At 63.5% G+C, this 11472-nt stretch carries 9 protein-coding genes (1 of these 9 cut by a window edge); 7 read left to right on the top strand and 2 right to left on the bottom strand.

The genetic code is table 11. The features are described from left to right. The first annotated feature begins 8 nt into the window (after positions 1–8). The 6 genes from prfA to NKI58_RS00335 all read left to right on the top strand — a co-directional run bounded on the left by prfA (position 9) and on the right by NKI58_RS00335 (position 8330). Positions 9–1088 (top strand): peptide chain release factor 1, encoded by a 1080-nt coding sequence (gene prfA, locus NKI58_RS00360; protein ID WP_352633855.1) that lies wholly within the window; start codon positions 9–11, stop codon positions 1086–1088. Beyond that, on the top strand, positions 1081–1959 hold the full coding sequence (gene prmC, locus NKI58_RS00355) for a peptide chain release factor N(5)-glutamine methyltransferase (protein WP_352621700.1): 879 nt from the start codon (positions 1081–1083) through the stop codon (positions 1957–1959). The genes prfA and prmC overlap by 8 nt, the downstream gene beginning before the upstream one ends. 331 nt (positions 1960–2290) lie before the next feature. Next, positions 2291–3253 carry a DUF4167 domain-containing protein gene (locus NKI58_RS00350; protein WP_352570513.1) on the top strand — a complete coding sequence of 321 codons (963 nt, stop codon included), beginning with the start codon at positions 2291–2293 and terminating at the stop codon, positions 3251–3253. A gap of 238 nt (positions 3254–3491) precedes the next feature. After that, a complete protein-coding gene (gene clpB, locus NKI58_RS00345; protein WP_352783510.1) occupies positions 3492–6098 on the top strand; it encodes an ATP-dependent chaperone ClpB in 2607 nt (868 codons plus the stop codon). A gap of 147 nt (positions 6099–6245) precedes the next feature. After that, positions 6246–6611 carry an MmcQ/YjbR family DNA-binding protein gene (locus NKI58_RS00340; protein WP_352783513.1) on the top strand — a complete coding sequence of 122 codons (366 nt, stop codon included), beginning with the start codon at positions 6246–6248 and terminating at the stop codon, positions 6609–6611. 237 nt (positions 6612–6848) lie between these two features. Next, on the top strand, positions 6849–8330 hold the full coding sequence (locus tag NKI58_RS00335; RefSeq protein WP_352577123.1) for a L,D-transpeptidase family protein: 1482 nt from the start codon (positions 6849–6851) through the stop codon (positions 8328–8330). Between the two features lie 21 nt (positions 8331–8351). On the opposite strand, the gene NKI58_RS00330 is transcribed toward NKI58_RS00335, so the two are convergent. Then, positions 8352–8984, bottom strand: coding sequence for a TMEM175 family protein (locus NKI58_RS00330; protein ID WP_023675159.1), 633 nt, complete (start codon positions 8982–8984; stop codon positions 8352–8354). A 168-nt stretch (positions 8985–9152) separates the two neighbouring features. Here NKI58_RS00330 and NKI58_RS00325 point away from each other — a divergent pair, with 168 nt between their 5' ends. After that, the gene (locus NKI58_RS00325; protein ID WP_352853015.1) at positions 9153–10718 is read left to right on the top strand and encodes an MFS transporter; all 1566 of its coding nucleotides are present in this window, start codon (positions 9153–9155) and stop codon (positions 10716–10718) included. A 17-nt stretch (positions 10719–10735) separates the two neighbouring features. On the opposite strand, the gene NKI58_RS00320 is transcribed toward NKI58_RS00325, so the two are convergent. Continuing rightward, positions 10736–11472, bottom strand: the 3' end of a protein-coding gene (locus NKI58_RS00320; protein ID WP_352577119.1) for a M23 family metallopeptidase. It continues 1222 nt past the right edge of the window; only the last 737 of its 1959 coding nucleotides appear in the window; its start codon lies beyond the right edge, outside the window; its stop codon occupies positions 10736–10738.

The following is an 11472-nucleotide window of genomic DNA, read 5'->3' as shown; positions in this document are numbered from 1 at the left end:
ACTTCGCAATGATCAACCTGCCCCGCGACCGTATGGATCAAGTCGTCAAGCGTTTCGACATGCTCGAAGCGCAGATGTCGGCCGGGCCAGCGCCGGACGCCTATGTCAGGATGGCCTCCGAATATGCCGACATCCAGGAGATGGTGGCAAAGATCAGGGCGCTGCGCGCCGCCGAGCGCGAACAGGCCGATCTGGAGGCGATGCTCGCCGACAAGGGCACCGACGCCGAGATGCGCGCCTTGGCCGAGGCCGACCTGCCGGAGGTCAAGCATCGCATCGAGGCGCTGCAGAAGGACATCCAGATCCTGCTGTTGCCCAAGGATGCCGCCGACGACAAGAACGCCATCCTCGAGATCCGCGCCGGCACCGGCGGCGACGAGGCGGCGCTTTTCGCCGGCGACCTGTTTCGCATGTACGAGCGCTATGCCGCGGCGCATGGCTGGCGTTTCGAGACGGTGTCGGCCAGCGAGGGTGAGGTCGGCGGCTACAAGGAAATCATCGCCACCGTTTCGGGCAAGGGCGTCTTTGCCCATCTGAAGTTCGAATCCGGCGTGCACCGGGTGCAGCGCGTGCCGACGACCGAGGCGGGCGGACGCATTCATACCTCGGCGGCGACGGTCGCGGTGCTGCCGGAAGCCGAAGAGGTCGACATCGACATCAGGGCCGAAGACATCCGCATCGACACGATGCGCGCCTCGGGTTCCGGCGGCCAGCACGTCAACACCACCGATTCGGCCGTGCGCATCACCCATCTGCCGACCGGCATCATGGTGGTGCAGGCGGAAAAGTCGCAGCACCAGAACCGGGCGAAGGCCATGCAGATCCTGCGCGCCAGGCTCTACGACCTCGAGCGCAGCAAGGCGGACGAGGAACGTTCCGAATCGCGCAAGTCGCAGGTCGGCTCGGGCGACCGCTCGGAACGCATCCGCACCTATAATTTTCCGCAGGGTCGCGTCACCGATCATCGTATCAACCTGACGCTCTATAAGCTCGACCGGGTGATGATGGGCGAACTCGACGAGATCATCGACGCGCTGATAGCCGATCACCAGTCGAAGCTGCTCGCCGATATCGGCATCGATGGCTGACAGCCTGCCCGCCACGCTGGCGCCGCTGCTGCGGGAGGCGCGAAACCGGCTCGCCGCAGCCGGGATCGCGGATCCGGCGCTCGATGCCAGGCTGATCGTCGAGCATTTTTCCGGCACCAGTCGCACGCAGGCCATCGCCGATCCCGGGCGCGCTGTCGATACGGACGTGACGGCGGTAATCGAAGCCGCCTTGCGGCGGCGCATCGCCGGCGAGCCGGTACACCGGATCCTTGGCTACCGCGAATTCTACGGCTTGCGCCTTTCGCTTTCGCCGCAAACGCTGGAGCCGCGGCCGGATACCGAAACGCTGGTCGAGGCTATACTGCCCTTCGTCAAGGCAATGGCGGCACGCGAGGGCGGCTGCCGCATCCTCGATCTAGGGACCGGTACCGGTGCCATCGCGCTGGCGCTGCTCAGCGCCGTTCCGGCCGCGACCGCCACCGGCGTTGACATTTCGCAGGAGGCGCTGGCCACAGCCATGCGTAATGCCGGGGAATTGGGGCTCGTCGGCCGGTTCACGCCGGTCAAATCCGACTGGTTTGAAAAAGTTTCTGGCCTGTACCATGTAATTGTCGCAAACCCTCCCTATATACCCTCAGACGACATTGGAAATCTGCAGGACGAGGTCCGCGGTTTCGATCCACGCCAGGCCCTCGATGGCGGCGTGGACGGTCTGAGCCCCTACAGGAAGATCGCCGCGGGAGCGGCAGCGTATTTGGAACTCCAAGGCAGGATTGCGGTCGAGATCGGCCATACGCAGCACCAACAGGTTACGGAGATATTCTCCGCGGCCGGGTACCGTTCGGTCGGGGTGTTTCGTGATCTCGGCGGAAACGACAGAGTTCTTGTGTTCGAACGGTGGAAGCCGTGATGCAGTGCGAAAAAAGCGCTTGGCAATACCGGGGAATGCGGCTAGGGTCGCGTTAACCGGATGAGACGAAGCAGGCAGTGCTCTTAGCGATTCGGTTTTCCTTGGAAATAGCTGCCTTCTTGCGCAAACGACGCCCAAGCTTCGTGCGGGAATCGTCCGGCAAGTGAAGTAACCGGAACAGGATGGCACGTGGCGCCAACGCAATTGATGCGGGCGAACGCCGGTGAAGGAACGAAACGGCTGGCCGTATGAGCGCCTCCGTTCGTGAAGAGTTTTTCGAAAATTTCAAAGTGAAGAGAGTCTAATGAGGCCACAACAGCAAAACAGGCGCATGCGCGGTCGCAACAACAGTGGCGGCGGCGGCAACAACAATAACAACAACAATCGTAAGGGGCCGAATCCCCTGACGCGTAACTATGAGAGCAACGGCCCGGACGTGAAGATCCGCGGATCGGCTCAGCAGATTGCCGAGAAGTACGCAACCCTTGCCCGTGACGCGCAAAGCTCCGGCGACCGGGTGATGGCGGAAAACTATCTCCAGCATGCAGAGCACTATAACCGCATCATCGCAGCCGCTCAGGCGCAGATGCCGATCCAGAACGCCCAGCAGAATCGCGACGATTTCGACGATGACGGCGACGAGGATCGCGACGAGTTCGACAATGCCGGCAACAACAATGCCAACGAGACGTCGGGTTCGGCGGTCAATCACGGGGCCGGCCCGCAGCCGGTCATCGATGGCACGCCGGCCGAGCTGGCGCTGAACCAGGAAAACAGCCGCGACAATCGGGGCGGCCGCGATAACCGTGACGGACGCGACAACAATGGCGGACGCCACCGCGACCGTCGCCCCAATGGCGGTTACGGCCAGAACGGCCAGCGCGGCGAGTATGGCGCGCGCGGCGAGCAGCAGGGTGGACAGCGCGTCGAACAGCCACGGCGCGACGAGACGCCGGCGCAGGCGGAGCCCGTGCCGGCCGCTGAGCCGGTCTTTGTGAGCGAGCCCGCACCGCAATTCGAAAACCTTTCGCCAGCGGGTCTCGCCGCCCAGGCCGAGCTCAACGAAGCCGCGGCCGAAAACAGCCCGGCACGCCGCCCCAGGCGTCCGCGCCGTCCGCGGCTCGATGTCGAACCGGCAAATGGCGGCAACGACAACGCCGGCCGTGACAGTGCCGAGACAAGCAGTGCCGAGACAAGCAATGCCGAGACTGGCAATACCGACGCTGGCAATGTCGATGCAGCGCCGGCTGAAGGCCCCGGCGGTCAAGCTGTGATCGCAGACGTCGAGAATTGATCGGAAAAACGTTCAGCCGATCTTAGCGCATCCTTTACCCTGGACGGCGGAGAGAAATCTCCGCCGTTTTTGTTTTGCGCGCTCGGAATATTATGCGTTCGCCAGTGTCGAGGCGTCTTGAGGGTCCGTGGTTTGCGTCCCATATCTTGCGTGAACAGGATCCGGCTCGAACGGGCGGGTCCGTCACCGCAATCTGATCCGGTGCCGCGAAGCGGGCCGGTGACGGAAGGAGACAGGCATGAATCTTGAAAAATATTCCGAGCGCGTGCGCGGCTTTATCCAGTCCGCGCAAACCATGGCGCTTTCCCGCAATCACCAGCAATTCACCCCCGAGCATATCCTCAAGGTCCTTGTCGATGACGACGAGGGCCTGGCTGCGTCGCTGATCGAGCGCGCCGGCGGCAATGTCCGTGACGTCAAGCTCGGCGTCGAAACGGCACTGGAGGCAATGCCCAAGGTCGAGGGCGGCAATGGCCAGCTCTATCTGGCGCAGCCGCTGGCAAAGGTGTTTTCGACCGCCGAGGAACTGGCCAAGAAGGCCAGTGACAGCTTCGTTACCGTCGAACGGCTATTGCAGGCGCTGGCCATGGAAAAATCGGCCAAGACCGCCGACATCCTGTCCAAGGCGGGTGTCACGCCGCAGGCGCTGAACCAGGTCATCAACGACGTACGCAAAGGTCGCACTGCCGATTCGGCGAGCGCCGAGCAGGGCTACGACGCGCTGAAGAAATACGCGCGCGACCTGACGGCGGACGCCCGCGCGGGCAAGCTCGATCCGGTCATCGGCCGCGACGACGAAATCCGCCGCACCATCCAGGTGCTGTCGCGCCGCACCAAGAACAACCCAGTGCTGATCGGCGAACCCGGCGTCGGCAAGACGGCGATCGCCGAAGGGCTGGCGCTGCGCATCGTCAATGGCGATGTCCCTGAATCGCTCAAGGACAAGCAGCTGATGGCGCTCGACATGGGGTCGCTGATCGCCGGCGCCAAATACCGCGGCGAGTTCGAGGAGCGGCTGAAGGCGGTGCTTTCCGAAGTCACGTCTGCCGCCGGCGGCATCATTCTGTTCATCGACGAGATGCACACGCTTGTCGGTGCCGGCAAGGCGGATGGCGCCATGGACGCGTCGAACCTGCTGAAGCCGGCGCTCGCCCGCGGCGAGCTGCATTGTGTCGGCGCCACCACGCTCGACGAATACCGCAAGCATGTCGAGAAGGATGCGGCCCTTGCCCGCCGCTTCCAGCCGGTCTTCGTCAATGAGCCGACGGTCGAAGACACTGTCTCGATCCTGCGCGGCCTGAAAGAGAAATACGAGCAGCACCACAAGGTGCGCATCTCGGATTCGGCACTGGTCGCGGCCGCAACCCTGTCCAACCGCTACATCGCTGACCGCTTCCTGCCGGACAAGGCGATCGACCTGGTCGACGAGGCCGCGTCGCGGCTCCGCATGCAGGTCGATTCGAAGCCCGAGGCGCTGGACGAGATCGACCGCCGCATCATGCAGCTCAAGATCGAGCGCGAGGCGCTGAAGGTCGAGAAGGACGATGCCTCGAAGGACCGGCTCGCCCGGCTCGAGAAGGAACTCTCGAACCTCGAGGAGGAATCGACCGAGCTGACTTCGAAATGGCAGGCCGAGAAGCAGAAGCTCGGGCTTGCCGCCGACCTCAAGAAGCAGCTCGACGAGGCGCGCAACGAACTTGCCATTGCCCAGCGCAAGGGCGAATTCCAGCGCGCCGGCGAACTTGCCTATGGCAAGATCCCGGAACTCGAAAAGCAGCTGAAGCAGGCTGAAGCCAGGGATGGCAAGGCCGGCATGGTCGAAGAAGTGGTCGGCCCCGATCATGTCGCCCATATCGTCTCGCGCTGGACGGGGATCCCGGTCGACAAGATGCTGGAAGGGGAGCGCGACAAGCTGTTGCGCATGGAAGACGAGATCGGCAAGCGCGTCGTCGGCCAGGGCGAGGCGGTGCAGGCAGTGTCGAAAGCCGTGCGCCGTGCGCGCGCCGGCCTTCAGGACCCGAACCGGCCGCTCGGCTCGTTCATGTTCCTCGGGCCGACGGGTGTCGGCAAGACCGAACTGACGAAGGCGCTGGCCAGCTTCCTGTTCGACGACGAGAGCGCGATGGTGCGCATCGACATGTCGGAGTTCATGGAGAAGCATTCGGTCGCCCGGCTGATCGGCGCGCCTCCCGGCTATGTCGGCTACGAGGAAGGCGGCGCGCTGACCGAAGCGATACGGCGCCGGCCCTATCAGGTCGTGCTGTTCGACGAGATCGAGAAGGCACATCCGGACGTCTTCAACGTGCTGCTGCAGGTGCTGGACGACGGCCGGCTGACCGACGGGCAGGGCCGCACGGTCGATTTCCGCAACACGCTGATCATCATGACGTCCAATCTCGGCGGCGAATATCTGGTCAATCTCGGCGAGGACCAGGATGTCGACGTCGTGCGCGACGAGGTGATGAATGTCGTCAGGGCTTCGTTCCGGCCGGAATTCCTCAACCGCATCGACGAGGTGATCCTGTTCCACCGGCTGCGCCGCCAGGATATGGGCCAGATCGTCCAAATCCAGCTCAAGCGCCTGGAAAACCTGCTTGTTGACCGCAAGATATCGCTTTCGCTCGATCAGGAGGCGATCGACTGGCTAGCGGCCAAGGGTTACGACCCGGCCTATGGCGCGCGGCCGCTGAAGCGGGTGATGCAGAAGGAATTGCAGGACCCCCTGGCGGAAAAGATCCTGCTCGGCGAGATCCTCGACGGCTCAACCGTCAAGGTCACCGCTGGGTCCGACCGCTTGAACTTCCGCTCGAAGCCGGCAGTCGTGGCAACCGAAGCGGCCGCCTGAGCTCAAGCCAAGAGCCTGTTCCATCCCGATCGAATCGGGATGGAATTCCTATCTTCAATCTCGACCATGATCCTTTCCGAAAAACCGGCATACCCTTTTGTTACGCCGGCCTTCGGTTCATGGTCCAACATCACTGGCGGGGCGCAGATGACGCTGGACGACTATAACAGCTTCTGCGCCTCGCTGCCTTCGGCGACCCATGTCGTGCAGTGGGGCGGCGCCCATGTCTGGAAGGTCGGCGGCAAGGTCTTCGCGATCGGCGGCTGGAGTGAGGGCAAGGAGCCGTTCGTTACCTTCAAATGCTCCGACATCGCCTATGACGTGCTGAGGGAGCAGCCGGGCCTTCGGCCCGCGCCCTATCTTGCCTCACGCGGCATGAAATGGATCCAGCGCCAGACCGGCGAAAGCATGGATGATGGCGCGCTGAAGGATTACCTGCGCGAAAGCCACCGTCTTGTCGTGCTGAAGCTGACGAAGCAGGCGCGCAAGGAATTGCGGCTCGCTGCCGGTTAATCGGTCAGAAATCCGCCATCTTCATGCCCGGTTCATATTGGAACCTTATCGTTGGCAACTGATTTGCTGGCGAAGGGGTTCGCCTACCACATCGGCCCGAAATCGAGTTTTGATTTTCGCAAAGCACGATGCGGAGATTTAAAGCGTTAGAGCGTCCTTTGCGCGTCGAAAAGACGCGCGGCGCTTTGAAGAGACAATGCCGGCGGCGGCAATTACGGACCGGAGAATTTGGCCATCATGTTGCGCACCATCTTCACCCTTTCAGCGCTTGCTGCCGGGCTGCTGGCGTCGAATGCGATGGCCTCGCCAATAGTGGATACCGCGCCACGGGTGGTTCGTGCCGCCAATGGCGGCGGCATTCTTGTAGCCCAGAACGGCAATCTCGATATCTACTACGATGCCAGGGGAAACCGCGTCATCGTCGATGCGGAGACCGGCAAGGTCATCGCCATCCAGCCGCCGCAGACCAGGCTCGACCGCCGCGCCTTGCGCCGCGAGCGCTTGCGCAACCTGGGACCGGTCGAGGACGACCCCTATTATCTCGACGACCCTGAGGACACGGCGCGGTTCCGCCGCAGGCAGATGGAAGACGAGGGCAGGGTCATCATACCGCCGGCTGACGAGTACGACCCCTATGGCGACAATTCGGTGGAAGCCTTCCCCGAAGCGCCACGGGATGACGGCTACGGCAACGGTTATCCGGAGGCAGCGCAGCCGGTAAAGCCGCGCACCATCGAGCGCCAGCCGCTCAACGAGGCCTCGATCGAGCCGGTCGAGCCGACGGTGCCGAACGAGCAGGCGGCCTTACCGCCAGACACAGCCCCGCCGCCAAGCACTGGCGGCAAGACGGCGGTCGACCCGTCGCTTGCGCTCGGCGCCCGCGAGGACGTGGCGGCACTGCAGGTGCTGCTCGACCGTGCCGGTGCATCGCCCGGCGTCATCGACGGACGCTTCGGCTCGAATGTCGACAAGGCACTCGCCGCCTATAACGAAATCACCGGCAGCAATCTGAAATCGACCGACGCGGTCGGTATCCAGGCGGCCCTGGCGCAATCCGGTGGCGATGCCTTCGCCTCCTACACGATCACGCCCGAGGATGCGGCCGGCCCCTATGTCGCCTCGATACCGGAGGACTACAGCCAAAAGGCCCAGCTCGATCGGATGGGCTACACGTCGGTACCCGAAGCGCTGGCCGAGCGCTTCCATATGGATGAAACCTATCTGAACAAGCTCAATCCGGACGCCAATTTCAATCGTCCGGGCACCATCATCAAGGTCGCCAATTTCGGCAGGCTGGTGGCGACGCCGGTGGCGCGCATCATCGCCGACAAGTCCAATAAGCAGGTCCGCGCCTATGATGCTGCGGGCAAGCTGGTCGCAGCCTATCCGGCGACTATCGGCTCGTCCGACACGCCGTCGCCGTCCGGCACGCATGCGGTGTCGCGTGTCGCATTGGACCCGAACTACACCTACAACCCGAACATCAATTTCAAGCAGGGCGAAAACGACAGGATCCTGACCATCCCGCCGGGGCCGAACGGCCCGGTCGGCTCGGTCTGGATTGCGCTGGACAAGCCGACCTACGGCATTCACGGCACGCCGGATCCGTCCAAGATCGGCAAGACCGAAAGCCATGGCTGCGTGCGGCTGACCAATTGGGACGCGCGCGAGCTTGCCAAGATCGTGACGCCCGGCGTTATCGTGGAGTTCGTCGACTAAAGCGCAACGCCTTCGCCCGAATCACCCGATGACCTTGCGCAGCAGTGGCGCGCGCAGCGCTGCGGCATAGATCAGCTGCACCACCAGGATGAAGCCGACGCTGAGCAACGGGCTGATCAGGCAGAGTGCAGCGCCGACGGCCCACAGGATCTGTGCCTTGACGATGCGCAGATAGACCGTTCGGGTGGTCTCCGCGTCGACACCTTCGGCCAGAAATCCGTTTTTGTCCGCGTAGCGCCAACTGGCGAGCAGCGTCAGTCCGAGCATCAAAAGATTGAACCAGTACACGAGCACCGCAGTCCTGAATTCGAGGAAGTCGGCGAGAAGGTCGGTCGAGAACGGCAGCAAGGCGATGAAGCCGAGGAAACAGAGGTTCAGCGTGGCAAGCCGCCGGTCGGATTTTGCAATCAGCCCGTGTTGCGCCTGCTGGCCGAACCAGAAGATGGTCAGCGTCAGGAAGCTGAGCGCATAGGTCAGGAAGCGCGGCGCCAGTGCTGTGATCGCTGTGATCAACTCGCGTTCGGAATGCACCGTTTCATGCGCCGGCACCCTGATCTCGAGAACGATCAGGGTGAGCGCGATGGCGAACACGCCGTCGGTGATGCCGACGACGCGCCCGCGTCCTTCCGCCGAGGGTTCGAGCGGTCGTTTCATGCGGTATTTCCCCCTTGCCTGTAGCGCTGCGAGAAGCTTAGCACGGCACTTGCCGTTTGCACCCTGAGCGGCGTGATCCTGCCTGTGTGGCCAGGTTGGGCCTGGTTTCAACGAGAACAGCGTGCTGGCCGGTTGTCGCCGGCGCGCCGGCGATCTAGGTAAGGCGGCATGCACACGCCAACCAAAGTCGGTACCGGCGCCGTTCCCCTGACCGGCTCACTTCCCGCCGATACGTTCTGTCCGCAGGCGCAGCGGCGGTTCGTGCTGATCGCCGCGATCCTGGCTTCTGCGCTCGGCTTCATCGACGGGTCGGTCCTGGCCATTGCGACGCCGGCGATCCGCGTCGACCTCGGCGCCAGCCTCGCCGAGGCACAATGGATTTCCAATGCCTACGCATTGACACTCTCAGCCCTCATTCTCGTCGGCGGCGCCGCCGGCGATCGCTTCGGCCTGCGCCACTCCTTCGTCGCCGGCATCGTCCTGTTCATTGCCGCCTCGCTTGCCTGCGCGCTGGCGCCTAACCCGACGGTGCTTATTGCGTTTCGGGCTATCCAGGGTGTCGGAGCGGCCATCATGGTGCCGGGCAGCCTGGCCATTATCGCCAAAGCCTATCCGAAAAAGGAACGCGGCCGGGCGATCGGCATCTGGGCCGCAGCATCAGCACTGACGACGGCGCTCGGCCCGGTGCTGGGCGGCTTCGTGCTGTCGGCGTTCGGCGACGGCATCTGGCGGGCGATCTTCGCCATCAATCTGCCGCTCGGCCTTATCTCGGTCTATCTTCTGCTGGCCAAGGTCCCTGCCGACGCGCCGGCGGAAAAGCGCGGCCTCGATCTCGGCGGCGCTGCACTCGCCATATTGGCGTTCGGAGCTCTCGCTTACGGTCTGACCTCGATGAGCGGCGACGGGGAGGGGCTGATGTCCGGCCCGAGTATTGCCGCCGGTGCGGTTTTGCTCGTCGTGTTCATCGTCTTCGAGCGCCGGCGGCGCGAGCCGATGATCGAGCTGTCGTTGTTTCGAATCGGCGCGTTCGCGGGCGCCAATGTGGCGACCTTCTTCCTTTATTTCGCGCTGTCGGCCAATCTGTTCTATCTGCCGATGCTCATGATCGCCGGATGGGGGCTGAGCGCGGCCGAGGTCGGTTTCATCTTCCTGCCGCTGTCGGCATTGATCGCAGTGTTGTCCGGACCGGTCGGCCAGTGGTCCGACCGCATCGGGCCTCGCTTTCCGATCGCCAGCGGCAGTCTGGTTGTGGCTCTTGCCTTTGCCGGACTTGCCTTGCTGGCCTATTGGGGCATCCACAATTTCTGGATCGGGGTATTCCCGCTGATGGCTCTGATGGGGTTCGGCATGGCGCTGGTGGTATCGCCGCTGTCTACCGCCGTCATGAGGGGGGTCGAGGACAAGGATACGGGTGCGGCCTCGGGCATCAACAACGCCGTCTCGCGCATCGGCGGCCTGATTGCCGTGGCGGCGATGGGATCGCTGGCGGCCTGGGTCTATGCTGGCGTGCTCGGCACCGCTGCCGGCTCCGGCATTCCGGGTTTCGGCGAACCGCCGCCAGCCGGCCTGGCGCCCGGCCTCGATGCGGCACGACTTGCCGCCAGCGACGCGGCATTCGCCGCCGTTGCCGCGGTGACCGCGCTGCTTTGCCTGTTTTCGGCAATCACCGCGTGGACGACGGTTTCCGGCGAGCGGCTGCCATGGGCGCGCGACACGGCGAATCAGCACGGCTGACGCCGAAAAACGTCGGCTCAGCCTTCGATCTTGGCGCTCGCGACCTTCAACTGATTGCTGTCTTCCTGCTTGAGCAGGTCGTCGATGCGTTCGCGCTCGCGCTTGAAGGCGACGAGGTCGTCGCCCTTCAGCGTCTTACCGACCGGTAGGCGGACGCGCATCGAATCGACCTTTGTGCCGTTGACGATCAGTTCGTAATGAAGATGTGGACCGGTGGAGAGGCCGGTTGAGCCGAGATAGCCGATAACCTGACCCTGGCGAACGCGAACACCCGGCTCGATGCCTTTGGCAAAGGCGCTCTGGTGATTGTAGGACGTCTCGTAGCCATTGGCGTGACGCAAGATGATCTGCTTGCCATAGCCACCGGCCCAGCCGGCTTTTTCGACGACGCCGTTGCCCGCGGCAATGATCGGCGATCCCACGGGAGCTGCCCAGTCGGTGCCGGTGTGCATTTTCACATACCCCAAAATGGGGTGACGCCTGGCACCGAACCCGGACGTAAACCGGCCATTGGGCAAGGGATTGCGCAGCAGAAACTGCTCGGCGCTGCTGCCGTTTTCGTCGAAGTAGTCGGTGCTGCCGTCCTGCATCTGGAAACGGTAGAAATTTCGCGTCGTGCCGCCGAAAGTCGCGGAGACGTAAAGCAGCTCGGATTCGTCAGACGCCTGGTCGTCGCCATCGGGCTGCGAGAACAGCACCTCAATGCGGTCCGTGGGATTGAGGCGCGACTGAAAGTCGACACCGGATGCCAGCA

The organism is Mesorhizobium sp. M0522 (genome assembly GCF_040321085.1).
Classification (GTDB): domain Bacteria; phylum Pseudomonadota; class Alphaproteobacteria; order Rhizobiales; family Rhizobiaceae; genus Mesorhizobium.
This window is presented reverse-complemented; position numbering and strand designations above follow the sequence as displayed.

Excerpts from the sequence above, each read along its gene's own strand:
- NKI58_RS00335 (WP_352577123.1), top strand. The coding sequence starts at position 6,849 with ATGTTGCGCACCATCTTCACCCTTTCAGCGCTTGCTGCCGGGCTGCTG.
- NKI58_RS00330 (WP_023675159.1), bottom strand. The coding sequence starts at position 8,984 with ATGAAACGACCGCTCGAACCCTCGGCGGAAGGACGCGGGCGCGTCGTC.
- clpB (WP_352783510.1), top strand. The coding sequence starts at position 3,492 with ATGAATCTTGAAAAATATTCCGAGCGCGTGCGCGGCTTTATCCAGTCC.
- NKI58_RS00325 (WP_352853015.1), top strand. The coding sequence starts at position 9,153 with ATGCACACGCCAACCAAAGTCGGTACCGGCGCCGTTCCCCTGACCGGC.
- prmC (WP_352621700.1), top strand. The coding sequence starts at position 1,081 with ATGGCTGACAGCCTGCCCGCCACGCTGGCGCCGCTGCTGCGGGAGGCG.
- NKI58_RS00340 (WP_352783513.1), top strand. The coding sequence starts at position 6,246 with ATGACGCTGGACGACTATAACAGCTTCTGCGCCTCGCTGCCTTCGGCG.
- prfA (WP_352633855.1), top strand. The coding sequence starts at position 9 with ATGATCAACCTGCCCCGCGACCGTATGGATCAAGTCGTCAAGCGTTTC.
- NKI58_RS00350 (WP_352570513.1), top strand. The coding sequence starts at position 2,291 with ATGCGCGGTCGCAACAACAGTGGCGGCGGCGGCAACAACAATAACAAC.